Below are 24,350 nucleotides of genomic sequence, written 5' to 3'. Positions count from 1 at the left end.
AGCAAGTGATATAGGGCAGGGGCCAATTCAGTGGACGCCTCCCTTGGCCTTCCGATTCTGATCTTTCTGATCGCAGTCGCGCTGCTGTTCGATTTCCTCAACGGACTGCACGACGCCGCCAATTCGATCGCCACGATCGTATCGACCCGCGTGCTGCGCCCGCAATACGCGGTGATCTGGGCCGCGTTCTTCAATTTCGTTGCGTTTCTGGTCTTCGGGCTGCACGTCGCCAACACGATCGGCAAGGGGATCATCGAGCCTGATGTCGTGGACGCGACCGTCATCTTCGCGGCGCTGGTCGGCGCCATCGTCTGGAACCTGATCACCTGGGCGCTCGGCATTCCCTCGTCGAGCTCGCACGCGCTGATCGGCGGACTGGTCGGTGCCGGCATGGCCAAGGCCGGCATTTCCGCGGCGGTCTGGAGCGGCCTGTCAAAGACGCTGCTGGCGATCGTGCTGTCGCCGCTGGTCGGCTTTCTGCTGGCGCTGGTGCTGGTGGCGATCGTGTCCTGGCTGTCGGTGCGCTCGACGCCGTTCGCGGTCGACCGCGCCTTCCGCATCCTGCAATTCGCCTCGGCGTCGCTCTATTCGCTCGGCCATGGCGGCAACGATGCGCAGAAGACCATGGGCATCATCGCTGTGCTCCTGTATTCGCAGGGCCATCTCGGCGCCGATTTCAACATCCCGTTCTGGGTCGTGATCTCCTGCCAGGCGGCGATGGGCCTCGGCACGCTGATGGGGGGATGGCGGATCGTCCGCACCATGGGGCTGCGGATCACCAAGCTGACGCCGATGCAGGGCTTTTGCGCCGAAACCGGCGGGGCGGCGACCCTGTTCATGGCGACCTTTCTCGGGGTTCCCGTCTCCACGACCCACACCATTACCGGCGCCATTGTCGGCGTCGGCGCCGCACGGCGGGTATCGGCGGTGCGCTGGAATGTGGCGAGCTCGATCGTTTATGCCTGGGTGATCACCATTCCGGCGTCCGGGATCGTGGCCGCGCTGACCTACTGGGCCGCGCTGGCGCTACGCTGATCCGGTGACGAGCTTGAGACCGACGATGCCGGCGACGATCAGGCCGATGCAGGCGAGGCGGGCGGCGGTCGCCGGCTCGCCGAACAGCGCGATGCCCAGGATCGCCGTTCCGACCGCGCCGATCCCGGTCCACACCGCATAGGCGGTTCCGATCGGCAGTGATTTCAAGGCAAGCCCGAGCAGGAGGATACTGCCCGCCATGCAGGCGAGCGTCAGGACGGAGGGAACGGGCCGCGTAAAGCCCTCGGTATATTTGAGGCCGATCGCCCAGCCCACTTCCATGAGGCCGGCGACGAACAGCACGATCCAGGCCATGACAACCCTCCGAAAATGGCAGGGTCGTCCCCGCGGGATTGAGCTGCGAAATGGAAGGCCGTCCTTCCCAACGCCGATATGGGACTGGCCACAGGCCGCTGCAACCACCAAATGAGGCTTGATTAGCCCACCTTTCCCTGTCAAACGCACGCCTCATGTCCGACATCGCCGTATCAGCCGAATCGCCGTCCCGCTCGCCGCTTGCAGAGGAAGTGGCGCGCCGCCGCACGTTTGCGATCATCTCCCACCCGGACGCCGGCAAGACTACGCTGACCGAAAAGCTGCTGCTGTTCGGCGGCGCCATCAACCTGGCGGGGCAGGTCAAGGCCAAGGGCGAGCGGCGCAACACCCGTTCCGACTGGATGAAGATCGAGCGCGAGCGCGGCATCTCGGTCGTGACCTCCGTGATGACGTTCGAGTTCCAGGACCTCGTCTTCAATCTGCTGGATACGCCGGGCCACGAGGACTTTTCGGAAGACACCTACCGCACACTGACCGCGGTCGATTCCGCCGTCATGGTGATCGACGCCGCCAAGGGCATCGAGGCGCGGACGCGAAAATTGTTCGAGGTGTGCCGGCTGCGCGACATTCCGATCATCACCTTCATCAACAAGATGGACCGCGAGAGCCGCGATACGTTCGAGCTGTTGGACGAGATCGAAAAGACGCTGGCGCTCGACACCACGCCGATGACCTGGCCGGTCGGCCGCGGCCGCGACTTCCTCGGCACCTACGACGTCGTCAATGGCGGCGTGCGGCTGCTGGAAGGCGGCGGCGCCAAGACCGGCGCGACCGAGCAGATCGATATCGCCGATCTCGCCGGCCGCAATGCCAATCTGGATGTCGGGCAGGTTAAGGAAGAGCTGGAGCTGGTCTCGGAAGCCTGCAAGCCGTTCGATCTCGATGCGTTTCGCGAGGGACATCTGACGCCGGTCTATTTCGGCAGCGCGCTGCGCAATTTCGGCGTCGGCGATCTGCTCGAGGGTCTCGGCAAGTTCGCGCCGGCGCCGCGGGCGCAGGATTCGAACATTCGCAAGGTTGAGGCCGCGGAGCCGCGGATGAGCGCCTTCGTGTTCAAAATCCAGGCCAACATGGATCCCAACCACCGCGACCGCATCGCGTTTGCGCGCCTCTGCTCCGGCAAGCTCAGCCGCGGCATGAAGGCAAAACTGGTGCGGACCGGCAAGAACATGTCGCTGTCGTCGCCGCAGTTCTTCTTCGCCCAGGACCGTTCGGTGGCGGACGAAGCCTTTGCCGGCGACGTCGTCGGCATTCCGAACCACGGCACGCTGCGGATCGGCGATACCTTGACCGAAGGCGAAGACATCACCTTCGTCGGCGTTCCCAGCTTCGCGCCGGAAATTGTTCGCCGCGTTCGCCTGACGGATGCGATGAAGGCGAAGAAGCTGAAAGAGGCCCTGCAGCAGATGTCGGAAGAAGGCGTCGTGCAGGTATTCCGGCCGCGCGACGGCGCGCCGGCGCTGGTCGGCGTTGTCGGCCCGCTGCAGCTCGACGTGCTCAAGGCGCGGCTGGACGCCGAATATTCGCTGCCGGTGGAATTTGAAGTGTCGGAGTTCCAGCTCGCGCGCTGGGTCTCGTCCGATGACCGCAAAAAGCTCGACGCCTTCATTGCCGCCAATGGTTCGGGGATCGCCGACGATGTCGATGGCGATCCGGTGTTCATGGCCAAGAACGAGTTCTATCTCGGCTACACCCGCGAGCGCGCCGAGGGGATCAATTTCTCCAACGTCAAAGACGTGAAGAAGAAGGCCTGACGGCGCGCTGTTGCCACGCCCCGTGGTCGCCAAACCCCGTTGTCGGCCTAACCCCCGGTGTTGCTCCACCCCCGCTGTCGTCCCCCGCGAAGGCGGGGACCCAGTACGCCGGGACCTCACCGTAAACCACGGACGTCTTTGGATACTGGATCGTCCGGTCAAGCCGGACGATGACAGCCGTGGGTGTGGATAGCGGTGCAACACGCTCCCTCACATATGCATCCGGTGGATGCCTGCATACATCGCGAGCCCTCACAAACTCCTTGCGCAGCTGTCGTCCTCCGCGAAAGCGGGGGACCCAGTACGCCGCGGCCACTCCGTAAATTACTGACGTCTCTGGGATACTGGATCGTCCGGTCAAGCCGGACGATGACAGCCGTGATGAAGAAGTAGACCGAGCGCCGCCCCACCGTGATGAAGGTCTACATCACGCTCTATGGCGGCATTTCGCTGTATACGGCCGGCGTCCTCGACCAGCCCAGCGAGAAAGCCCTGATCGCGGAACTGTCCGCGATGAACGCGGGGATGTGAACGCGATCAGCCTTGATGGTGCCCACAACGCGCATCACCTTAAACGGGATCACCCGCAAGGACCCCGCGGCATGTTTCGGTTCGCCATCCTCTGCCTGATCGGCCTGTTCGCCGGGATCGGCGCCCTCGGGGCGCAGCCGCGGCGTCAGATCGACGCCACGCCATTTTCGCATGCGCCCTGCAGCGTGCTCGACGGCCAGCCATGCACGCCGTCATTCTGCAGCGTGTTCAACGACGGCCCCTGCATTCCCGAAATCGACTACCCCTACGGCCAGAACCTGCAACTGACGATCCAGAGCGTGCCGCCGCAGGATCAGGCCGCGAAATACAAAAGGCCCGATCACGATCTCGATACGATCGGCGACCTGTTCGCGGCGCTGCGCTCCTGCTGGTCGCCGCCGCCTTCCGATCTCGCGCGCGAGGGCATGCAGATGTCGGTGCGCTTCAGCTTCAAGCGCTCGGGCGAGATCATTGCGACGCCCCGTGTGACCTATGCCACGGCCGGCGTTCCGCCAGATACAAGGGCGCTATATTTGAAAGCGATCGACGCCTCGCTAACGGCTTGCATGCCGCTCAAATTCACGGCCGGACTGGGTGGCGCGCTGGCCGGGCGGCCGATTGCGATTCGGTACGTCGACAACCGCGATCTGGGGAAGCAGGCGGGGAAGCCGTGAGCCGATCTATCCTGTCATTGCCGGGCTTCACCCGGCAATCCATCGCCCTTCGCGTGAATCACGTCTGTCCGCTGGCGCGGACGATGGATACGCGGGTCCCGGCTACGCCAAGGCTTCGCCGAGGCTTTCCCGTGCAGGCGCGCCGAAGCTTTTCGCGCATTGCGTCCCAAGCCCCTAAAATGATACGCGGATAATCCGGAAAACCAGCCGCGCGAGGGGAGGACATCATGGGACTGCTGGTGTTGATCCTGGGCCTGATCGTGTTCTTTGGCGTCCACACGATCACGATCCAGCGCAAGCTGCGTGCGCAGATTATCGCTGCGACGGGCGAGGGCGGCTACAAGATCGGCTATACGCTGGCCTCATTCACAGGCCTCGCGCTGATCATCTGGGGCTTTGCCAAGTATCGCGCGACGGGCTGGATCGACGTCTGGAACCCGCCGGTGGCGTTCAAGCACATCACGGTGGCCTTGATGCTGCCCGCGGTCATTCTCGTGGTTGCGTCCTATATCCGCGGCCGGATCTACACGACGCTGAAACATCCGATGCTGACCGGCATCAAGCTGTGGGCGGCGGCGCACCTTCTCGCCAATGGCGATCTCGGCTCGATCATCCTGTTCGGCTCGTTCCTCGCCTGGGCGGTCTATGACCGCATCTCGCTTAAATCCCGTACCGACGCCGGCGGACCGCCGATACCCGTCGGTGGTCCCGGCAACGATTTGATCGCAGTCGCGGTCGGTCTCGTTGCCTATCTGGCGCTCGCCTTCGCGTTCCATCCGGTCGTGATCGGCGTCCCCGTGGTTGGAGCTTAAGCATGTCGGTTCAATCTGCCGTCAGGCGCAAGACTGCGCCTGACATCCGCGCGCGCAAGAATGGCGAGCCGATCGTGATGCTGACGTCGTACCACGCGCATACCGCTGCGCTGGTGGACCGCCATTGCGACGTCATTCTGGTCGGCGATTCCCTCGGCAATGTCATGCATGGCTTCGAGACCACCGTGCCGGTGACGCTGGACATGATGATCCTGCAGGGGCGCGCGGTGATGCGGGGCTCGAAGCACGCGCTCGTCGTGGTCGACATGCCGTTCGGCTCCTATGAAGCCTCCAAGGAGCAGGCGTTTCATTCCGCCGTGCGGATATTGAAGGAGACGCAGTGCGGCGCGGTGAAGCTCGAAGGCGGCGAGCGAATGGCGGAAACGATCGCGTTTCTGTCCGAGCGCGGCGTGCCGGTCATGGGCCACATCGGATTGACGCCGCAATCGATCAACACGCTCGGCTCGTTCCGCGCGCAGGGACGCGACAAGGGCAGTTGGGAGCCGATCCTGAGGGATGCCCAGGCGATTGCGGACGCCGGGGCGTTTTCGGTTGTGATCGAGGCGGTCGCCGAGCCGCTGGCGCGGAAGATCACCGAGAGCATCGCCATTCCGACCATCGGCATCGGCGCCAGCGTGGCCTGCGATGGACAGGTGCTGGTGCTGGAAGACATGCTCGGCCTGTCGCCGCGGACGCCGAAGTTCGTGCGCCGCTATGGCGATCTCGGCCCCGCGATCGAGGCGGCAATCAAAGGCTATGCCGATGACGTCCGCTCTCGCGCGTTTCCAAGACCCGAACACGTCTACGAGATGAAAAAGAGCTGACGAGGGGGCTATGGACTGGTCCCAGCACGCCATTCCGCCAATGCGGCTCGAGCCGCGCTTCGGCGACCGGATCGTCCCAGTGTTTTGCGAGCGGCCCCGGGGTATTGCGGCAATGGTGGCCGACGCCGTGGCGCGAAACGGCGATGGCGAAGCGCTGGTGTGTGGCGCCACGCGCATGACTTGGCGAGAAGTCGCGCAGCGATCGGCGCAAATCGCGGCAGGTTTCCAGAAACTCGGCCTGCAGCGCGGCGACCGTGTCGCGGTGCTGCTCGGTAACCGCGTCGAATTCGTGCTGACGATGCTCGGCGCGGCGCATGCCGGGCTGGTGACGGTCCTGCTTTCGACCCGCCAGCAAAAGCCGGAGATCGCCTATGTGTTGACCGATTGCGGCGCAAAGCTTTTGGTCCACGAAGCCGCGCTGGCAGGCCGCGTGCCTGATGCGGGCGATATTCCCGAGGTCACGCACCGGATCGCCGTCGACGACGATCCGCGTCTCTCGCGCTTTTCAGAGCTGGCCGACAACGCGCCGTTGGCCGCACCGGTCGAGGTCGGCGAAGAGGACACCGCGATGATCCTCTACACCTCGGGCACCACCGGGCGGCCCAAGGGCGCGATGCTCGCCCATTGCACGATCATCCATTCTGCGATGGTGTTCGTGGCGGGCATGAAGCTCACCGAGGCGGACCGTTCGATTGCAGCGGTGCCGCTCGGCCACGTCACGGGCGTCGTTGCCAACGTCATGACCATGGTGCGCTGTGCCGGCACGCTGATCATCATGCCCGAGTTCAAGGCGGCGGAATATCTCAAGCTGGCCGCGCGCGAGCGTGTCACCTACACCGTGATGGTGCCGGCGATGTACAACCTCTGCCTGCTGCAGCCGGACTTCGACAGCTACGATCTGTCGAGCTGGCGGATCGGTGGCTTCGGCGGCGCGCCGATGCCGATTGCCACCATTGAGAAGCTCGATGCCAAAATTCCCGGCCTCAAGCTGATGAATTGCTACGGCGCGACCGAGACGACATCGCCCTCGACCATGATGCCGGGCGAACTGACCGCAAGCCATATCGACAGCGTCGGCTTGCCCTGTCCCGGCGCACAGATCGTCGTGATGGATGCCGAGGGCCGCGAGCTGCCGCGCGGCGAGATCGGCGAAATCTGGATCCACAGCGGCTCCGTCATCAAAGGCTATTGGAATAATCCGAAGGCGACGGCGGAGAGTTTTACGGCCGGCTTCTGGCATTCCGGCGATCTCGGCTCGATCGATGCTGAGAATTTCGTCCGCGTGTTCGACCGGCAGAAGGACATGATCAACCGCGGCGGCCTGAAGATCTATTCGGCGGAGGTCGAATCGGTGCTGGCCGGCCACCCAGATGTTGTCGAGAGCGCGATCATCGCCAAACCGTGTCCGGTGCTGGGCGAGCGCGTGCACGCCGTCGTCGTAACGCGCAATCCCGTTGCCAGCGAGGCGCTGCGCACTTGGTGTGCCGAACGGCTGTCCGACTACAAGGTGCCGGAAACCATGGATCTGCGCACCGAGCCGCTACCGCGCAACGCCAATGGCAAGGTGATGAAACGGCAGCTCCGCGAGACCATGACCCACCTGAAGGCCGACTAAAGTTTTGGTGCGCTTCCCGTCGGCATTGATCCGTTGCCTTGCCCCGCGGCGGCACTGTCAATGGTCGCCGCGCTGATGAGTTGTTTGACATCGAGCAGGGTGAACTGGGCGATGCCGACACGATCATTCTGCGCGCCCGGCACGAGCTGCACGCTCAGCACACCGTCGCAATTCGCGCCCTTTGCCTCGATGAGCATGGCGCTTGGATCTTTGACCTTGGCCTGCGCGCGCTTGACGACCGCGACGCAACTGCCGCGGACGGTGTCGCCGTTGAGCTTGACGGCGGCGCGCGGATCAAGCGGCTTGTCGATGGCCTCCAGGGCGGTCGCTTCCTTGTACTTGCCGCCGACCGACATGATCGAGCCCTTGCGGTAGATGTAGTACAGGTGCTGATCGCCGACGATGGTAGGCACGCCGTATTTGCCCATCACTTCCTTGATCATGTCCGCCTTCGAAGGCTGCTGGTCCTGCGCGAAGGTCAGGTTGCGGGCGACGAAATAGGCACGGTTGGCGCTCGCCGGCGAGGAGAAGCTGGTCGAGAGCATCTCGCCGTTCTGCTTTGGTGCAGCCGGAAGGCTGAAATTCAGCGCTGCCACGTAGCTGGTTCCGCCATTGCCGAGCTTCTGCTGCTGGATATCGGTCTTGGCGTCGGTGCGGCCCTTGAACTGCGAATCGAAGACGGCGCGCGCGGCTTCGGCATTCGATTCGGTCGAGATACCCAGAATGTCGGGGCGCAACTTGCCCGAGAATGCCGTATCAGGTGCTTTCGGCTTGATGTCGTCGGCCAGCGAGGCTGCGGGCAGCAATGCCAGGCCCATGGCGAGGATCGAAACCAGCGCATGGCGAGGCATGAAACACCTGAAAAATGGGGTACGAGTCGACAAAGGAAGGCGGGCGGATTACGCCAAACTTTGAACCTCAGTGTCAACATTGCCGGCCGGTTTTGCAGGCGGATCCGGGCGTTGTTAACGCTTTGATCCCGCTAGCTTTGCCTTGCCACCGCCATATCGATAGGCTACGCCCCGGCCATGCGGGGATCGGGTGCGCGAACCTGCCGCCGATGTTGCGGTTCCTCGGGGATGGGATATCCTTAAGTGTCTGAATTATTTGATGAAGTTGACGAGGAAGTACGTCGCGAACAGCTCAAGAAGCTGTGGGACAAATATTCGATCTACATCATTGCCGCGATGATTTTGATCGTCGCCGCCGTGGGTGGCTGGCGCGGCTACCAGTATCTGGAAGCCAAGAAGGCGGCCGAGGCGGGCGCGGCCTTCGACAAGGCGGTCGAGCTTTCGGAGGCGAACAAGCATGCCGAGGCTGAAGCTGCTTTCGCCGACCTCGTCGCCAAGGCGCCGTTCGGTTACCGCGTGCTGTCGCGATTGCGCCTCGCGGCGGAGATCGCCAATCGCGATGCGCCGGCAGCGGCCAAGATGTACGACGAGATCGCTGCCGATCGCAGCGTCGGCGCCGCCGACCAGGATCTGGCGCGCATTCGTGCGGCCCAACTGCTGCTGGAAAGCACCAGCTATCCGAACATGAAGGAACGCCTCGAGGCGGCGGCTGCGCCGGGGGCGACCTTCCGCCATACCGCGCGCGAATTGCTGGCGCTGTCGGCGTGGCGCGCCAACGATGCCGCGGCGACGCGGCAATGGCTGGACATGATTGCCAATGACGGCGAAACGCCGCCGAGCCTGCGCTCGCGTGCCGAAGCGCTGCAGGCCCTGCTGCCGCCGGTCGCCAAGAGCTAAAACCGGCAAGAACGACTTGGGAAACCCGATATGCGCCGCCCGCAACGTTTGATCGCAACCGCTGTCCTCATCGCACTCTCGGGCGCGCTGGCGGGCTGTGGCAGCTCGGGCAATTTCGATCCGACCGACCTGCTCGACTTCCTCGATACCAAGAAGAAGCTGCCCGGCGACCGCAAGCCGGTCTTCCCCGAAGGCGTGCCCGGCCTCGAGCAGGGCGTGCCGAAGGATCTCTATCGAGGGGCCCATCAACAGGACGATCCGAACGCGCAGGCCGCCGCCATGGCGCCGCCGCCGGAAGAGCCGAAGTCCAAGAAGGGTGCGAAATCCAGGGGCAAGCAGGCCGCCGCACCGGCCGCGGCCGTGGACCCCGCCGCTGCGCCCGAGGAAGAGGGCAGCACCGCTGCGGCCCCGCCGGCGCCCAAGCCGGCGAAGATCGCGCGCAAGCGCACCACCGCGCCGCCGCCCGATCAGCCGGCTCAATCCTCGCAGCAATCGTCTTTCCCGGCCCCGATGCCGAGCGGCAGTTTCCAGCGCTGATTTCTGCTATTCGTTCGATTGACACGCCCTTCAGAAAAGGGCGTTTGGATCATTTATGTCCTTTACGATTGCCATTATCGGCCGGCCCAACGTCGGCAAGTCGACGCTGTTCAACCGGCTGGTCGGGCAGAAGCTTGCGCTGGTCGACGACGAGCCTGGTGTGACCCGCGATCGCCGCGAGGGGCAGGCGCGTCTCGGCGATCTCGAATTCACCGTGATCGATACCGCGGGCCTCGACGAAGGCGCCAAGGGCTCACTGACCGCGCGGATGCAGGAGCAGACGGAGACCGCGATCGGCCTCGCCGATGCCCTGATGTTCGTGATCGACGCTCGCGCCGGGCTGACGCCGAACGATCGCGCCTTTGCCGATTTCGCGCGCCGCGCCAACAAGCCGGTGGTGCTGGTCGCCAACAAGAGCGAGGGCAAGCACGGCGAAATCGGCGCGATGGAATCCTATGCGCTCGGGCTCGGCGATCCCGTGCAGATTTCCGCCGAGCACGGCGAGGGCATGGGCGAACTCTACGACGCGCTCGCCGCGCTGATGCCGGAGCCGTCGGACGAGGCCGAAGATCTCGATGACGCTGCTGTGTCGGACGAGGATCTCGCGCGGCGACCGATCCGCGTTGCGATCGTCGGCCGTCCCAATGCCGGGAAGTCCACGCTAATCAACCATCTGCTCGGCGAAGAGCGACTGCTCACCAGCGCCGAAGCCGGCACCACGCGCGATTCCATCGCGGTGGAGATCAGCTGGCAGGGCCGCGATTTCCGCGTGTTCGATACCGCGGGCCTCAGGCGCCGCTCGCGGATCGAGGAAAAGCTGGAGAAATTGTCGGTGGCGGACGCGCTGCGCGCGGTGCGCTTTGCCGAGGTCGTGGTGATGATGATGGACGCGCAGCACCGCTTCGAGGAGCAGGACCTGCGCATCGCCGACCTGATCGAGCGCGAGGGGCGCGCCATCGTGCTCGCGGTCAACAAATGGGACCTGATGGAGCGCAAGCCGCATCTGATTTCTCAGCTGCGCAGCGATGCCGATCACTGGCTGCCGCAGGTCAAAGGCGCGCCTATCGTCGCCGTGTCGGGCTTGATGGGCGAGGGCATCGACCGTCTGATGAAGGCGATCCAGGACGCCTACGCCGTCTGGAACAAGCGCGTGCCGACGGCCGCACTCAATCGCTGGTTCGAGCAGGCGGTCGACGCCAATCCGCCGCCCGCGGTGTCGGGGCGCCGGCTGAAGCTGAACTACATCACGCAGACCAAGGGGCGTCCGCCAAGCTTCGTGCTGTTCTGCTCGCGCGCCGATGCCGTGCCGCAATCCTATTTGCGCTATCTCACCAACAGCCTGCGCGAGGCATTTGAGCTGCCGGGAACGCCGATCCGCATCACGCTGCGCGAAAAGGCCAATCCGTTCGCCCACAAGCGCAAGCGGCCGTCATGAGCGAGCAGGCGTCCGCTGCCATCGCCGACGACAAGCCGCCGGTGCGCAGCGGCGCGGCGGCCTTCATCTTCGTCACCATCCTGCTCGACATGCTTGCGCTCGGCCTGATCCTGCCGATCCTGCCCAAGCTGGTGGAGAGCTTTGTCGACAACGATACCGCCACCGCGGCGCGGATTTTTGGCCTGTTCGGCACCGCCTGGGCGCTGATGCAGTTCTTGTTCTCGCCGATCCTCGGCGCGCTCTCGGACCGTTTCGGCCGGCGGCCGGTGGTGCTGCTCTCGAATTTCGGGCTGGCGCTGGATTATGTGCTGATGGCGCTGGCGCCGTCGCTGGTGTGGCTGTTCATCGGCCGGGTGATCTCCGGCATCACCTCGGCGAGCATCTCGACCGCGTTTGCTTACATCGCCGACGTGACGCCGCCGGAGCGGCGCGCCGCCGTGTTCGGCAAGATCGGCGCGGCGTTCGGTGCTGGCTTCATTCTCGGCCCGGCGGTTGGCGGCCTGCTCGGCGGCATGGACCCGCGCCTGCCGTTCTGGATTGCGGCGGGCCTCAGCTTTGCCAATGCGATGTATGGCTGGCTGATCCTGCCGGAGTCGCTGCCGGGGGAACGCCGCGCGCCGTTTCGCTGGAAGAGCGCCAGTCCGCTTGGCGCGCTGCATCTCTTACGTTCGAACCGCGTCCTCGCCGGGCTGTCGCTGGCGAATTTCTTCGGGCAGGTCGCGCATGTGGTGCTGCCGTCCACCTTTGTGCTTTACGCCACCTACCGCTATGGCTGGGATACGAAGACGGTCGGGCTCACGCTGGCCCTGGTTGGCGTCTGCGCCATGGTGGTGCAGGGCGCGGGCGTCGGGCCGATCGTCAAATGGCTCGGCGAGCGCCGCGCGCTGCTGCTCGGGCTCGCCAGCGGCGGATTGGGATTCTTCATCTACGGCGTGGCGCCGACCGGGCCGCTGTTCTGGATCGGCATTCCCGTGATGGCGCTGTGGGGCGTGGCGGGCGCGGCGGTCCAGGCACTGACGACGCAGCTCGTCGCGCCGGATCAGCAGGGTCAGTTGCAGGGCGCGACCAACAGCGTCAACTCAATCGCGCAGATGGCCGGGCCGTTCCTGTTTACGCTGACCTTTGCCTATTTCATCAGCGACCAGGCGCCGGTGAAATTGCCGGGCGCGCCGTTCCTGCTGGCCGCGGCGCTGCTCGGGCTGGCGCTCCTGATCGCGTGGCGGACGCTGAAAAAGTAGGGTGGGTTAGCCGAAGGCGTAACCCACCGCTCGCTTGCGTGAAAGGAGGTGGGTTACGCTTTCGCTAACCCACCCTACGCTTCTTATTTCTTCACCAGCGGGCAGTCGCTGGCTTCGAGCGGCTTGGCGGCGTCCTCCGGCGCGATGGTGGCGACGAGCTTGTAATAGTCCCACGGTCCCTTCGACTCTTCCGGCTTCTTGACCTCGAACAGATAGGCCGGAATCAGGCGGCGGCCGTCGGCGCGCAGCGGGCCCTTGCCGAACAGCGGATCGTCGGTCGGCAGCTCCTTCATCTTGGCGACGACCTTGGCGCCGTCATGCGGATTGCTGCCGAGCGCTTCCATCGCTTTCAGATAGTGCAGGATCTCCGCATAGAGGCCTGCGACCGTCATCGAGGGCATCGAGCCCTTCGGCGAATTCTTCTGGAAGCGCTTCGACCATTCGCGGGTCTTGTCGTTGAGATCCCAATAGAAGGATTCGGTGAAGGTCAGGCCCTGCGCCGTCTTCAGGCCGAGCGCGTGCACGTCGTTGATGAAGAGCAGCAGCGCGGCGAGCTTCTGGCCGCCTGCCACGATGCCGAATTCGGCCGCCTGCTTGATCGAGTTGGTGGTGTCGCCGCCGGCATTGGCAAGGCCAATGACCTTGGCCTTCGAGGACTGCGCCTGCAGCAGGAAGGACGAGAAGTCCGAGGTGTTGAGCGGATGCCTGACCGCACCCAAAACCTTACCGCCGGTCTGGGTGACGACGTTGCCGGTGTCGCGTTCCAACGCATGGCCGAAGGCATAATCGGCGGTGAGGAAGAACCAGGTGTCGCCGCCGGCCTTGGTCAGCGCCTTGCCGGTGCCGTTGGCGAGCATGTAGGTGTCGTAGGTGAAGGAGATCGTGTTCGGCGTGCAGGCCTTGCCGGTGAGATCGGCGGTGGCGGCGCCCGAGTTGAGCAGCACCGAATTCTTTTCTTTCACCAGATTGTTCACGGCGAGCGCAACGCCGGAGTTCGGTGTATCGGCGATGGCGTCGACCTTGTCGGCGTCGATCCATTGCCGCGCGATGTTCACGCCAATGTCGGGCTTGTTCTGGTGGTCGCCGCTCACCACCTCGATAGTCCAGCCTTTCGCCTTGAGGCCGGAATCCTCGACGGCCATCTTGACGGCGGCGACCGAGTTCGGGCCGCCGATGTCGGCGTAGAGGCTCGACATGTCGTTGAGCACACCGATCTTGACCGTCTTGTCTTGAGCCAGTGCTGGCGTTCCGAGGCAGAGCGCAGCAAGCGCCACGGAGGCGGCAAAGCGCCGCGCGTTTCTAATCGTCATAATATTCCCTCCAGAATGTTTGTTCGCCGGCTCTCTTTTCGGAACCTGCCAGCTAACTTTGCGATAGTCGTTCCCGAAAGCGGGTGCAATCCACCTATCGTAGCGCGTCCGACGTCAGCTTGAACTTCTGGATCCGCTTACCGGTGTCGACCTCGGCGGTATAGACGTTCCCCTTGGCGTCCACGGCCATGGCGTGAACCCAGTGAAACTGCCCGGCCTGGCGGCCGCTGCGACCAAAGCTGCCGACTACGGTACCATCGTCCCGTTTGAGCACCCGGATTTCGTTATTCTCGCCATCGGCGCTCAGCAAATAGGTCTGTTTCGGATCGGGCCAGATCGCGACATCCCACACCGCGCCATTGCCGCGCGTGTTCTTTTCGTAAAACCATTCCTTAACGAAGGTTCCATCTTTCCTGAACACCTGGATGCGGTTGTTCATGCGATCGCAGACATAGAGCAACCCGTCATTGGCGAGCTTCACGCAATGCACGGGGTTGGCGAATTGCTGCGGCACCGGCCCGTTGGGATCGTAGGGTGGCTGCTTGTCGTCACTCGGCGGCTTGCCGTAGGCGCCCCAATGCCGCTTGTAGGCGCCGGTCGTCGCATCGAACACGATAACGCGGCGATTGCCGTAACCATCGGCAACGAAGATTTCGTTGGCGTCCTTGTCGACAGCAGTCTCCGCGGGCTTGCCGAGCTGCGTCGTGTCGCCAGAACCCTTGCTCGGCGCGATCGTGCCGATCTGCATCACGAACTTGCCGTCGGCGGTGAATTTCAGGATCGCGTTGTCGTTGTCGGCATTGCCGCCGACCCACACAAAGCCTTTGTCGTCCACCTCGATGCCGTGCTCGCGGCCGACCCATTGATAGCCTTCGCCCGGGCCGCCCCAGGAGCGCAGCAGGTTGCCGTCGGCATCGAACTCGAGCACCGGCGGCGCCGGCACGCAGCATTTGGAGCGCGGTGGATTGAGCGTCGCGCCTTTCTCATCATCGGTCAGCGAACGCGGACGATGAATGACCCAGATATGCCCCTGCGCATCCGTGGTGATGCCGCCGACCTGGCCGAGGATCCAGTTGTTCGGCAGCGGCTTTGGCCAGGAGGCATCGACGGCGAAGGTTGGGATGTCGCCGGCGAGGGCGGGCGCCGTTGCCATCAGCATGGCGGCGGTGAAGCAGACAGAAATCGCTCTGGATAGACGTTGGCGAGCGCGATTACGCGTCGGCGTCATGAGTGCCTCCCGATGATTTTTGTTGGCGGGTTGTCCCGCTTGGGAGGGGGCAGTCAATCGTGGGGAGTTGGCCAAGTCAATCGGTGTCGCCGCGTCATTGCGAGCGAAGCGAAGCAATCCATCCTTCAGCGCACGCGGATGCATGGATTGCTTCGTCGCTTCGCTCCTCGCAATGACGGCAGAGAGCATGCAATAACGCGGCTCACTCCGGCGCGCGAAAACTCATCAGCTTGCGCGCTTTGTAATCGTAAAGCTTCCCGGTCTCGGTCCACTCCGGCGCGCACATCGGCACGATGAACTCCGCGGCCTGCTCCGGTGTATCCAGTGTCATCGGGTCTTCGCCGGGAAATACGGCTGCGCGCATGCGGGTGCGGATCGGGCCGGGGCTGAACAGGTTGACGCGAAGTTTGGTGCTGACGGTCTCGTTGGCCCAGGAACGCACCAGCGTGTCGAGCGCGGCTTTTGATGCCGCATAGGGACCCTGGTAGGCGTTCGCCTTGCTGGCGGCGCCTGAGGTGACGAACACGGCGCGGCCGGCGTCGGATACCCTGAGCAGCGGGTCCATGCAGCGGATGAGCTGGAAGTTTGCGGTGACGTTGACCGCGATGACGTCGTTCCACGGTTTCAATTCGATATGGCCGAGCGGCGAGGAGGGGCCGGCGACGCCGGCATTGCCGACGAGAATGTCGAGCTTGCCATGACGCTCATGCAGCGCGGCGCCGAGCCGCGCGATGCCGTCGAAATCGGTGAGATTGAGCGGCACCAGCGTGGCGGTGCCGCCGTCCTTGCGGATCTCGTCGTCTAGTTCCTCAAGGCCCCCTTGCGTGCGCGCGACGGCTACGATGTGCGCGCCAGCGCGGGCGAGCGCGCGGGCCGTGGCAAAGCCAATGCCGCGGGAGGCGCCGGTGACGAGCGCGATGCGGGAGGCGAGGGGTTTGGTCATGGAAAGGACTCTAGCAAATCGTCGTCCCCGCGAAAGCGGGGACCCATACGCCGTGGCGGTTATGGCGAGAGGAGGTCTTCGTGTCTAATGCCGCCTAAGCAACGTAAGCCGGCGGTTATGGGTCCCTGCTTTCGCAGGGACGACGCCGGTGGTGTCTCAGCTCGCTTCCGCCAGCAGCGACAATTGCCGGGGCTGCGGCTCGACCTGGGTCTGGTCAGTAAGATGGGTCGGATAGGCGCCGGTGAAGCAGTGATCGCTGAATTTCGGATTGGCGGGATCGCGGCCGGGTTCGCCCATCGCGCGGTACATGCCGTCGATCGACAGGAACGCCAGCGAATCCGCGCCGATGGTCTCGCGCATCTCTTCCAGCGAATGCGTCGCCGCCAAAAGGCCACCGCGGTCCGGCAGGTCGATGCCGTAATAGTCGGGATACAGGATCGGCGGCGAAGCGAGGCGGAAATGCACTTCGCGGGCGCCGGCATCTCGCATCATGCGCACGATCTTCTTCGACGTGGTGCCGCGCACCAGCGAGTCGTCGATCAGGATGATGCGCTTGCCTTCGATCGCAGCACGGTTGGCCGAATGCTTCATGCGCACGCCAAGCTCGCGCACGCTCTGCGTCGGCTGGATGAAGGTGCGGCCGACATAGTGATTACGGATAATGCCGAGCTCGAACGGCACGCCGGAGAACTGGCTGTAGCCGACCGCGGCGGGCACGCCGGAATCCGGCACCGGCACCACGACGTCGACATCGGGATGGCTCTCGCGGGCGAGCTGTGCACCGAAGGCCTTGCGGACGTCATAGACCGAACGGCCGCCGACGATGGAATCCGGCCGCGCGAAATAGATGTATTCGAAGATGCAGGGGCGCGGCGGCTTTGGCGGGAACGGCTTGTGGCTGTGGGCGCCGGCCTCGTCGAACACGATGATCTCGCCCGGCTCGATGTCGCGGACATAGCGGGCGCCGATCATGTCGAGCGCGCAGGTCTCCGACGTCAGGATCGGCCGGCCGTCGAGATCGCCGAGCACCAAGGGGCGGATGCCGAGCGGATCGCGCGCGCCGATCAGCTTCTTGTTGGTGAGTGCGGTGAGCGCATAGGCGCCTTCGATCGCGCGCAGCGCCTCGATGAAGCGGTCGATGAAACGGCTGCGCTTGGACTGCGCGACCAGGTGCAGGATCACTTCGGTGTCGGTGGTCGACTGCATCATCGCGCCGCCCTTGACCAGCTCGCGGCGCAGCGTCAGCCCGTTGGTGAGGTTACCGTTGTGGCCGACCGCAAAACCGCCGGCGCTGAGCTCGGCAAACAGCGGCTGCACGTTGCGCAGGATGGTCCCGCCGGTCGTGGAGTAGCGAACATGGCCGACCGCCATGCCGCCGGGCAGGCGCTCGATCACCTCGCGGCGGGAGAAGGTATCGCCGACGAGGCCCAGGCGGCGTTCGGAGTGGAAGCGGCTGCCGTCGAAGGAGACGATGCCGGCGGCCTCCTGGCCGCGATGCTGGAGGGCGTGTAGTCCGAGGGCTGTGATCGCGGCGGCCTCGGGGTGGCCGAAAATGCCGAACACGCCGCATTCCTCGCGTAGCGTGTCGCCTTCGAGATCGTCCTGCAACTCGATACCGGAATCTAGATCGAGTTGGCCGGCGGGATCGGAAGGGTTTTGCATCGCGTCCATCGCCTCTCTATCTTGGCCAGAATTAGCGGCCCGCGGGTTTCTCGATCAGCTTTTTAAGGCCGTCGCGGGCAGGTTTACTGTAGCCATCGCCGGACGCAGGGGCTGCCTGCTCGGCGTCAGTTTGGTCGTCTTCCGGTTTATTCTTCTTGAATCTCTTTAAGATGGTGTTCTCGGGGTCGTCAGGCAAGAGCGACATTAACCAATCCCCGGTTCCCTGCAGCACCACCCGGGACTTCGCCCCGGTGATCCAGTCCGGCCGCTGCTTGTCCGGGACCAGCCAGCTGAAGAACAGGAAGGCGACCACCACGATCAGGAGGCCGCGGCCGAGGCCGAACAGGAAACCGAGGGTGCGATCCAGCGCGCCGATCCGGGAATCCAGGATCATGTCCGAGATTCGCACCGTGATGACGGAGACCACGATCAGGGTACCGATGAAGGTGCCGGCGACGACCACCACGGCCGCGATCGTATCGCTGCCGAAATAGGCCTTGGCTTGCGGCATCAGCTTCGAGAAGGCGTAGAGCGTCACCAGTGCCGCCGCACCCCAAGCCGCGATCGACAGGATTTCGCGCATGAAGCCGCGCACCATGGCGAGCAGCCCCGAGATCAGCATCACTCCGAGCAGGACGAGATCGAGTATCGTAATCGGCATCGGCTGGTCAGGTCCGCTCGTAAATCCCTTAAAGCAGCGAATCGGCGGGGGCCGGCTCACCCCAAGTGGAGGGGCAGATGGTGCATCCCGCAAGGCCGGATATCCGCCATCCCGCCTGCCATTCCGCGCGCGTTGTATAGCGGCGAGGGCCGGGCGCGTCACGCCGCTTTAGTTGTTTTCACGACGGAATCGCGCTGGTGTGGCATTTTTCTCCCCCGCACCCTCGCGATTGTTATCGCGATTGCCTCTCGGGGTGCCGCGGGCCGCTATTTCGGCAACAAGAGTGGTCAGCCCGCCGACGGCGTTCAGTGCCAGGCCGCTATCGCCGCCGACCTCGCCTCGGGCCGATTCGGGCAGGACGGCACGGCCAAAACCGAGTTTGGCGGCCTCTTTCAGCCGCGCCGAGGTCTGCGCCACCGGCCGGACTGCGCCCGAGAGCGAAATTTCGCCGAAATAAACCGCATCCGTCGGTAACGGTGCGTTCACCAAGGATGAAACCAGGGCGGCAGCCGCCGCCAAGTCAGCCGCGGGCTCCTGGATCCGCAGGCCGCCCGCGACGTTCAGGTAGACGTCGTATCCGGACAATTTGACCCCGCAATGGGCCTCCAGCACCGCCAACACCATCGAAAGTCGGCTCGGATCCCAGCCCACCACGGCCCGGCGCGGGGTGCCCAGCGTCGTCGGCGCCACCAGGGCCTGCAATTCCACCAAAACCGGGCGGGTGCCCTCGATGCCGGCAAACACCGCGGTTCCGGGGCTGCCGAGGTCACGTTCAGAAAGGAACAGTTCGGAAGGGTTGGTGACCTCGCGCAGGCCAAGGCCGGTCATCTCGAACACGCCGATCTCGTCGGTTGGCCCAAAACGATTCTTCATCGCGCGCAAGATGCGGAAATGCTGCGAGCCTTCGCCCTCGAACGACAGCACCGCGTCGACCATGTGCTCGACCACGCGGGGGCCGGCAATCTGGCCGTCCTTGGTAACGTGGCCGACCAGAATGATCGCGGCACCTGATTTCTTGGCGAACCGAATGAGCGCCTGTGCGGAGGCGCGGACCTGCGTCACCGTTCCCGGCGCCGATTCCACCGTATCGGTCCACATGGTCTGGATCGAATCGATCACTATCAGGCGCGGCACCGCGCCCTCCGACAGTGTGGAGATAATGTCCTCGACGGAGGTTTCGGAGGCGAGTTGCACCGGCGCATCCGCAAGGCCCAGCCGCTCGGCGCGCAGCCGCACCTGCGCCACCGCTTCTTCGCCTGAAATATAGACCGCGCGATGTCCGGCGCGCGCCAACAGGCTGGTGGCCTGCGTCAGCAGCGTCGACTTGCCGATGCCGGGATCGCCGCCGACCAACAGCACCGAGCCGCGGACAAAGCCGCCACCGGTGACGCGATCGAGCTCCGTCATCCCTGAAGAAAGGCGCGGGGCGTCGTTACTCTTGCCGGTCAGCGATTCCAGAGCAAACGTCCGACCCCGGCGTTTCGAACGGATCGACACCGGCACGCTGCCGGCCGTGTCCTCCTCGGCCAGCGTGTTCCACTCGCCGCAGGACTCGCACTTGCCCTGCCAGCGGTTATACGCCGCGCCGCAGTTCTGGCAGACGAAGGAAAGGGTGGATTTGGCCATGATGGGGGACAGCAGACTCGGTTGGAACGGGCGGCACTATCTAGCACGGAAAGACTCCGTGTGGTGCGATGAGCCGATGTCGTCAAGCAAGCGTCAGGGGGAAGCAACCCCCGCACACGTCCAGATGCCAACTGGCTGCTCAAGCCCACGAATGCTCTGCGCCGGCTGCTCGACTAGCGACGCGAAGTCGGCGCTCGACTGGCTCGTTTCGCTTCGGGCCTGTTGCACCAGCGCGTCGCTGACGACGATGGCGCAGCCGAATTCGCGGGTCAGCGCCTCGAGTCGGCTCGCGGCATTCACGGTGGTGCCGATGACAGCGAATTCGAGCCGGTTGAGGCCGATGTCGCCGAGCACGACTTGCCCGTAGTGTAGGCCAACGCTGACCTGGATCGGTGGCTGGTTGCGAGCGATCCGTTCCCTGTTCAATTCGGCGATCGAGGCGATCATGCCGCGCGCGCAGCGCAGGGCGTTCAGCGCATCAGAATCGCCGGCGAACGGCGTGCCGAACGTCGCCATCAACCCATCGCCGAGATACTTGTCGAGCGTTCCGCCGTGCTGGAATACTTCGCGTTCCATTCGTTCATGGAATTGCCGCAGCGTCTCGATCACCTGTTTCGGGTCTCGTCCGTCGCTGTAAGCGGTGAATCCCACGATATCGGCAAACAACACCGCGACGTCCTGGGTGCGAACCCGCGTCAGCGGCTCGTCATTGCCGGATAATTCATTGACGACATTGGGTGAGAAATAGCGCGCCAGGTTGGCGCGCTCGCGTTCGAGCCCGGCATGGCTGATCAGAAGCGCATTCGAACGGCGCACCGCCAGCGCCAGTGTCATGGCGACGATCAGAAACACGATGATTTCCTGGAAGCGCTCCGGAATGCCGATCGATGAAGGGTTGATGATGTGGAACATTCTGAGGTCGGAGCCGATGGCGGCTCGCACGCGTTCCGACAACTCGGCGTGAGTTTCGGGCTGCAGGTACGCCCAGCCCACCCCGATCGCCCATACGGCCGAGGTCCAGAAGCCCATCGCGACCACTGTTCGCCACGAATAGGCAAGCGTAGCGGTTGCCAAAAAGACAAAGAAATAGATGAAGGTGTCGAACCGGAATTGCATGCCGATCGGCCAGCTCTCGGCACTGAACGGATTTGGCACGACGGTGAGGAGGGTAATTAATGCCAGATCGCAGATGATCAGGAAGACCTCGACCGGCGAACGGCCGACCTTGCCCACCTTGAGCTGGGCCCAGCCGATCAGCGCAAAGAAGCCCAGCATCACGACGTAGTAGATCACGTCCCAGTTCGGGTTGATGATCGGCAAGCTCACCGCAATCACCGCCAGCGCGACCCAGCGGGCCCTGACGGCGAGCAGAAGACCCTGGCGCTTGCTCTCGGCAAGGGCAGCTTCCGCGAATTTCAGCGTGTCTTGCTGGGCGTCGGTCCGTCCAGGTCGCCGGGCACGAAGAGAGGGGACATCAGCCACTTCTGCCGCCATGCTCAAGACACGTACTCCCAGTCGAGAATCGGACCGTGCAACCTGCACGGCGTCGTCGCTTAAGATGGCACGTCTGAGAAGAGGCGGCCACCGACCGGAGCCGCCATATCAATACTGCGGCCGTTAGTCAGGCTCTCGAGCAACGTTAAGTTGGTTATCCGGTTCGGAAAGGCCGATACCGAGCCACGAGAGCTAACGCTTCTTGAAAAGATCACTTTTGCGCTTGCAAAGCAGATAGGGCTTGCCGTCGATCTTGATCGTGTTGTTCGGCCCGGGCGAAAGCCTGATCGTCACTTTCCGCCCGTTTGCGCCCTTGTTGTAGTCGTCCCAGAATTCGAAACAGGTCATCGACAGCACCAGCCCGTCGCCGGCCGGCGTCTTGTGGTTGACCCGGCAATGATTTTCGTACTGATCGACGAGCGGCGCCGGCTTGCTCTTGATGACGTTTTCGAGGTCGATGAAGGTCTTGCTGTCAGGCCCGTCCTTGTCGCGGCAATCTTTCCTGCTGGTTGCCCATAGCCCATCAAACGTCGGCGCGGCGTGCGAGGACGTTTGCATGGCAAGAACGGCGAGCACGCTTGCGAGGGCGAGGACTTTCGGCATGATCATTCACTGATATCGCCGTGTCATGACCGCGCCCGAGGCCGGGCGCCGTGATGATCGCAGCCTGGTGCTATTTCACGGACACGAACGGCACCGCCGAGCCCGGCACCATCGTGGTCGGCAGCACGCCGTTCCAGCGTTCGGCCTGCACCAGCGTGACGAGGTTCGGGTTGGTGCCGAGCGCCTTGGCGCGGGCTTCGATGGCAGCGGCCTCGGCCTCGCCGGTGATCCTGATATTGGTGGCGCGGGCTTCGCCGTTCAGTCGCAGCGCGTCGGCGGCGGCCTGAGCCTCGGCGCGGACCGCGTTGGCCTTGGCGGTTGCCTGCGTCACGGTGATCTGCGCCTGCACTTTTTCGCGCTCGGCGTTCTGCTGCAGCTTTTGCACCTCGACCTCGGCCAGCATGCGCTGCTCGATCGAGTGCAGATAGTTGGCAGAGAATTCAATGTTTTCGAGCTGGACGCTCTCGATCATGATCATCGGATCGTCCTTGAGCGACGCGGTGATGGCGTCCTTGATCGCGGAATTGAGCGCACCGCGCTCCTGGATCGCCTTCACGGCCGTGTAGCGGCCGAACACGATCTTGACCTGCTGATTCACCGCCGGGCTGACCACCTGCTTGACCGCGGTGTCGAGCCCGCCGAATTTGGCATAGAGATCGGCCACCTTCTCCGGCGACGCGCGCAAGGTGACGCTGATCTTGAGGTCGGCCGGCTGCTGGTCGAACGAGTAGGAGTTCATCTTGTCCCAGGTGTAGGTGAGCGTCTTGACGCTGACCTTCTCGACGCTGTCCATCAGCGGCAGCTTGAAGCCGAGACCCGGCTGCGCGGTGCCGATGACCGCGCCATAGCGCAGCCTCACCCCGCGCTCGGTCTGATCGACGGTGTACCAGCTTCCTGCGGCGATGATGGCGACGATAACGACGGCGATGATCGCGCCGATGATTCCGCGGATGCTTCCCTTGGGCATTTCAGTCTCTCCGGACGTGGGTGATGCGAATCCAGGCCCGGCATTGATCTATGGTGACCTGCGGACTGGATGTGACACGCGTCACTTGGTCGCCCGTCGCAGGCGGATGGTTCAGGCCGTTGGTCTGGTTGCTATGAAAAAGCCGTCCATAGCAGGGTGAGACCGGCGACCAGCATGATGCCATCCATCAAGAGCCGGAAGACGTCGGGCTTGAGCCGCAGCACAAAGCCTTTGGCGATGAAGGCGCCGAACATCAGGGAAGAGCCGGCAATCAGGCCTTTCAGTGCGATATCTGGTGTCAGCGCGCCAAAACGCTCGAACGTGACCGATTTGCTCAAGTAAAGCCCGAGCGAGCTTGCCGCTTCGGTGGCCAGGAAAGCGCCCTTGGTCAGCCCGTAAAACAGAAACAGCGGCACGCTGAGCGGGCCGGTCGAAACTACGATGCCAGTGAGATAGCCGATAACAGCGCCACCGACCGCCAGATGCCAGAGCTGCGCTTTAAGCTGATGCCGCGCCAGCCAGTGCCGGATCGGCACCATCGCGATCAGAAACAGGCCGATCGCGATATCGACGGCATGCGAGGGCAGCGCCAGCAGCGTCCGCGCGCCGAGCGCTGCGGCCGGAATCCCGGTGGCCGAGTAGGCCAGGCAGGCGCGCCAGTCGACCTCTCGCCACCACGCGAGAATGCGCGAGAGGTTCGCCATCACGGCCGCGACCGCCATGATCGGAACGGCCTCCTTCGGCCCATATTGATAGACCAATACCGGCATCAGCATGATCGACGATCCCGTGCCGACGATGCCGGAGATGGTGCCGGCGATAAGCCCGACAATGAGGACGAAAAGGAAGCCCACCCTAAAATCTCGCGATTCCTGATGCTGACATCATGGTGTCAGCAGCGAGAGGTTACGAGTCCTGATATCAGGAGGAAAGGAGGCGATCGTGCCGATCAAGGGAAGCTGCCACTGCGGCCAGACACAATTCGAGGTGAGCGAGGCGCCGGCCGACGTGACGCGCTGCACCTGCTCGCTGTGCTCCAAGCGCGGCGCGCTGTGGGCCTATTACAAGCCGGCACAATTTCGCCTGATCTCGCCGCCGGAAAATGTCGCGACTTATCTGTGGGGCAGCCGCACCGTCAAGCATCATTTCTGCGCCAGTTGCGGCTGCGGCACCTATTCGGAATCGCCCGATTGGTCGACCGGCAAGCCGGACTTCGACAATCCCAAGGTCGGCGTCAACTCGCGTCTCTTCGATGATTTCGATCTCGATGCCGTGCCGGTGACCGTGATCGATGGCAAGAACTTGTGGTGAGGGGCG

The 24,350-nt window shown here is 64.0% G+C and carries 23 protein-coding genes; 11 read left to right on the top strand and 12 right to left on the bottom strand.

All coding sequences use genetic code 11. The features are described 5' to 3' along the window. The first annotated feature begins 30 nt into the window (after window positions 1-30). Window positions 31-1,035, top strand: a complete 1,005-nt coding sequence (locus QA643_RS22995; RefSeq protein WP_283028171.1) for an inorganic phosphate transporter — start codon at window positions 31-33, stop codon at window positions 1,033-1,035. Here QA643_RS22995 and sugE read toward each other — a convergent pair. Beyond that, on the bottom strand, window positions 1,027-1,350 hold the full coding sequence (gene sugE / locus QA643_RS22990; protein WP_283028170.1) for a quaternary ammonium compound efflux SMR transporter SugE: 324 nt from the start codon (window positions 1,348-1,350) through the stop codon (window positions 1,027-1,029). The genes QA643_RS22995 and sugE overlap by 9 nt on opposite strands. 155 nt (window positions 1,351-1,505) lie before the next feature. On the opposite strand from sugE, the gene QA643_RS22985 reads away from it, so the two are divergent. From QA643_RS22985 to QA643_RS22965, 5 genes are all read left to right on the top strand, one after another. Beyond that, window positions 1,506-3,125 (top strand): peptide chain release factor 3, encoded by a 1,620-nt coding sequence (locus QA643_RS22985; RefSeq protein WP_283028169.1) that lies wholly within the window; start codon window positions 1,506-1,508, stop codon window positions 3,123-3,125. A 602-nt stretch (window positions 3,126-3,727) separates the two neighbouring features. Beyond that, window positions 3,728-4,330 (top strand): hypothetical protein, encoded by a 603-nt coding sequence (locus tag QA643_RS22980; protein WP_283028168.1) that lies wholly within the window; start codon window positions 3,728-3,730, stop codon window positions 4,328-4,330. Window positions 4,331-4,557: 227 nt separating this feature from the next. Further along, complete coding sequence (locus tag QA643_RS22975; protein WP_283028167.1) at window positions 4,558-5,142, top strand: NnrU family protein; 585 nt, start codon at window positions 4,558-4,560, stop codon at window positions 5,140-5,142. Window positions 5,143-5,144: 2 nt separating this feature from the next. After that, on the top strand, window positions 5,145-5,966 hold the full coding sequence (gene panB / locus QA643_RS22970; protein WP_283028166.1) for a 3-methyl-2-oxobutanoate hydroxymethyltransferase: 822 nt from the start codon (window positions 5,145-5,147) through the stop codon (window positions 5,964-5,966). A 10-nt stretch (window positions 5,967-5,976) separates the two neighbouring features. Next, complete coding sequence (locus tag QA643_RS22965) at window positions 5,977-7,581, top strand: class I adenylate-forming enzyme family protein (RefSeq protein WP_283028165.1); 1,605 nt, start codon at window positions 5,977-5,979, stop codon at window positions 7,579-7,581. Here QA643_RS22965 and QA643_RS22960 read toward each other — a convergent pair. Then, window positions 7,578-8,432, bottom strand: a complete 855-nt coding sequence (locus QA643_RS22960) for a hypothetical protein (protein ID WP_283028164.1) — start codon at window positions 8,430-8,432, stop codon at window positions 7,578-7,580. The two genes, QA643_RS22965 and QA643_RS22960, sit on opposite strands and share 4 nt — an antisense overlap. A gap of 243 nt (window positions 8,433-8,675) precedes the next feature. Here QA643_RS22960 and QA643_RS22955 point away from each other — a divergent pair, with 243 nt between their 5' ends. From QA643_RS22955 to QA643_RS22940, 4 genes are read left to right on the top strand one after another with little or no spacing between them, the layout of a single operon-like run. After that, on the top strand, window positions 8,676-9,329 hold the full coding sequence (locus QA643_RS22955; protein ID WP_283028163.1) for a tetratricopeptide repeat protein: 654 nt from the start codon (window positions 8,676-8,678) through the stop codon (window positions 9,327-9,329). Window positions 9,330-9,359: 30 nt separating this feature from the next. Then, the gene (locus QA643_RS22950; RefSeq protein ID WP_283028162.1) at window positions 9,360-9,866 is read left to right on the top strand and encodes a hypothetical protein; all 507 of its coding nucleotides are present in this window, start codon (window positions 9,360-9,362) and stop codon (window positions 9,864-9,866) included. Window positions 9,867-9,921: 55 nt separating this feature from the next. Next, entirely contained in the window at window positions 9,922-11,301 is a 1,380-nt protein-coding gene (der, locus tag QA643_RS22945) for a ribosome biogenesis GTPase Der (RefSeq protein ID WP_283028161.1), read from the top strand. Further along, on the top strand, window positions 11,298-12,539 hold the full coding sequence (locus QA643_RS22940; RefSeq protein ID WP_283028160.1) for a TCR/Tet family MFS transporter: 1,242 nt from the start codon (window positions 11,298-11,300) through the stop codon (window positions 12,537-12,539). The genes der and QA643_RS22940 overlap by 4 nt, the downstream gene beginning before the upstream one ends. Window positions 12,540-12,622: 83 nt before the next feature. Here QA643_RS22940 and QA643_RS22935 read toward each other — a convergent pair whose 3' ends face one another. From QA643_RS22935 to QA643_RS22890, 10 genes are all read right to left on the bottom strand, one after another. Then, a complete protein-coding gene (locus QA643_RS22935) occupies window positions 12,623-13,849 on the bottom strand; it encodes an ABC transporter substrate-binding protein (protein ID WP_283028159.1) in 1,227 nt (408 codons plus the stop codon). A 94-nt stretch (window positions 13,850-13,943) separates the two neighbouring features. After that, entirely contained in the window at window positions 13,944-15,008 is a 1,065-nt protein-coding gene (locus tag QA643_RS22930; protein WP_283034896.1) for a hypothetical protein, read from the bottom strand. A gap of 271 nt (window positions 15,009-15,279) precedes the next feature. Further along, the gene (locus QA643_RS22925) at window positions 15,280-16,020 is read right to left on the bottom strand and encodes an SDR family oxidoreductase (protein ID WP_283028158.1); all 741 of its coding nucleotides are present in this window, start codon (window positions 16,018-16,020) and stop codon (window positions 15,280-15,282) included. A gap of 156 nt (window positions 16,021-16,176) precedes the next feature. Beyond that, entirely contained in the window at window positions 16,177-17,682 is a 1,506-nt protein-coding gene (gene purF / locus QA643_RS22920) for an amidophosphoribosyltransferase (RefSeq protein WP_283034895.1), read from the bottom strand. A gap of 31 nt (window positions 17,683-17,713) precedes the next feature. Beyond that, on the bottom strand, window positions 17,714-18,343 hold the full coding sequence (locus QA643_RS22915) for a CvpA family protein (RefSeq protein WP_283028157.1): 630 nt from the start codon (window positions 18,341-18,343) through the stop codon (window positions 17,714-17,716). A gap of 168 nt (window positions 18,344-18,511) precedes the next feature. Beyond that, entirely contained in the window at window positions 18,512-19,969 is a 1,458-nt protein-coding gene (radA, locus tag QA643_RS22910; protein ID WP_283028156.1) for a DNA repair protein RadA, read from the bottom strand. Window positions 19,970-20,062: 93 nt separating this feature from the next. After that, the gene (locus QA643_RS22905; protein ID WP_283034894.1) at window positions 20,063-21,463 is read right to left on the bottom strand and encodes an adenylate/guanylate cyclase domain-containing protein; all 1,401 of its coding nucleotides are present in this window, start codon (window positions 21,461-21,463) and stop codon (window positions 20,063-20,065) included. A gap of 192 nt (window positions 21,464-21,655) precedes the next feature. Further along, the gene (locus QA643_RS22900) at window positions 21,656-22,072 is read right to left on the bottom strand and encodes a hypothetical protein (RefSeq protein ID WP_283028155.1); all 417 of its coding nucleotides are present in this window, start codon (window positions 22,070-22,072) and stop codon (window positions 21,656-21,658) included. A gap of 64 nt (window positions 22,073-22,136) precedes the next feature. Beyond that, window positions 22,137-23,033 (bottom strand): prohibitin family protein, encoded by an 897-nt coding sequence (locus QA643_RS22895; protein ID WP_283028154.1) that lies wholly within the window; start codon window positions 23,031-23,033, stop codon window positions 22,137-22,139. A 131-nt stretch (window positions 23,034-23,164) separates the two neighbouring features. Beyond that, the gene (locus QA643_RS22890; RefSeq protein WP_283028153.1) at window positions 23,165-23,887 is read right to left on the bottom strand and encodes a sulfite exporter TauE/SafE family protein; all 723 of its coding nucleotides are present in this window, start codon (window positions 23,885-23,887) and stop codon (window positions 23,165-23,167) included. An 88-nt stretch (window positions 23,888-23,975) separates the two neighbouring features. Here QA643_RS22890 and QA643_RS22885 point away from each other — a divergent pair, with 88 nt between their 5' ends. Further along, entirely contained in the window at window positions 23,976-24,344 is a 369-nt protein-coding gene (locus QA643_RS22885) for a GFA family protein (protein WP_283028152.1), read from the top strand. The last annotated feature ends 6 nt before the right edge of the window (window positions 24,345-24,350 follow it).

The sequence above is a fragment of the Bradyrhizobium sp. CB3481 genome, from assembly GCF_029714305.1.
Classification (GTDB): Bacteria; Pseudomonadota; Alphaproteobacteria; order Rhizobiales; family Xanthobacteraceae; genus Bradyrhizobium.
Note: the sequence above shows the minus strand (reverse complement) of the source record. Positions and strands in the feature narration are given on the sequence as shown.

What these genes read in the sequence shown, in the direction of transcription:
- QA643_RS22940 (WP_283028160.1), top strand. Translation starts at nt 11,298, where the DNA reads ATGAGCGAGCAGGCGTCCGCTGCCATCGCCGACGACAAGCCGCCGGTG.
- QA643_RS22965 (WP_283028165.1), top strand. Translation starts at nt 5,977, where the DNA reads ATGGACTGGTCCCAGCACGCCATTCCGCCAATGCGGCTCGAGCCGCGC.
- radA (WP_283028156.1), bottom strand. Translation starts at nt 19,969, where the DNA reads ATGGCCAAATCCACCCTTTCCTTCGTCTGCCAGAACTGCGGCGCGGCG.
- QA643_RS22905 (WP_283034894.1), bottom strand. Translation starts at nt 21,463, where the DNA reads ATGGCGGCAGAAGTGGCTGATGTCCCCTCTCTTCGTGCCCGGCGACCT.
- QA643_RS22985 (WP_283028169.1), top strand. Translation starts at nt 1,506, where the DNA reads ATGTCCGACATCGCCGTATCAGCCGAATCGCCGTCCCGCTCGCCGCTT.
- der (WP_283028161.1), top strand. Translation starts at nt 9,922, where the DNA reads ATGTCCTTTACGATTGCCATTATCGGCCGGCCCAACGTCGGCAAGTCG.
- QA643_RS22895 (WP_283028154.1), bottom strand. Translation starts at nt 23,033, where the DNA reads ATGCCCAAGGGAAGCATCCGCGGAATCATCGGCGCGATCATCGCCGTC.
- purF (WP_283034895.1), bottom strand. Translation starts at nt 17,682, where the DNA reads ATGCAAAACCCTTCCGATCCCGCCGGCCAACTCGATCTAGATTCCGGT.
- QA643_RS22935 (WP_283028159.1), bottom strand. Translation starts at nt 13,849, where the DNA reads ATGACGATTAGAAACGCGCGGCGCTTTGCCGCCTCCGTGGCGCTTGCT.
- QA643_RS22925 (WP_283028158.1), bottom strand. Translation starts at nt 16,020, where the DNA reads ATGACCAAACCCCTCGCCTCCCGCATCGCGCTCGTCACCGGCGCCTCC.
- QA643_RS22960 (WP_283028164.1), bottom strand. Translation starts at nt 8,432, where the DNA reads ATGCCTCGCCATGCGCTGGTTTCGATCCTCGCCATGGGCCTGGCATTG.
- QA643_RS22975 (WP_283028167.1), top strand. Translation starts at nt 4,558, where the DNA reads ATGGGACTGCTGGTGTTGATCCTGGGCCTGATCGTGTTCTTTGGCGTC.
- QA643_RS22980 (WP_283028168.1), top strand. Translation starts at nt 3,728, where the DNA reads ATGTTTCGGTTCGCCATCCTCTGCCTGATCGGCCTGTTCGCCGGGATC.
- QA643_RS22930 (WP_283034896.1), bottom strand. Translation starts at nt 15,008, where the DNA reads ATGCTGATGGCAACGGCGCCCGCCCTCGCCGGCGACATCCCAACCTTC.
- panB (WP_283028166.1), top strand. Translation starts at nt 5,145, where the DNA reads ATGTCGGTTCAATCTGCCGTCAGGCGCAAGACTGCGCCTGACATCCGC.
- sugE (WP_283028170.1), bottom strand. Translation starts at nt 1,350, where the DNA reads ATGGCCTGGATCGTGCTGTTCGTCGCCGGCCTCATGGAAGTGGGCTGG.
- QA643_RS22900 (WP_283028155.1), bottom strand. Translation starts at nt 22,072, where the DNA reads ATGATCATGCCGAAAGTCCTCGCCCTCGCAAGCGTGCTCGCCGTTCTT.
- QA643_RS22950 (WP_283028162.1), top strand. Translation starts at nt 9,360, where the DNA reads ATGCGCCGCCCGCAACGTTTGATCGCAACCGCTGTCCTCATCGCACTC.
- QA643_RS22915 (WP_283028157.1), bottom strand. Translation starts at nt 18,343, where the DNA reads ATGCCGATTACGATACTCGATCTCGTCCTGCTCGGAGTGATGCTGATC.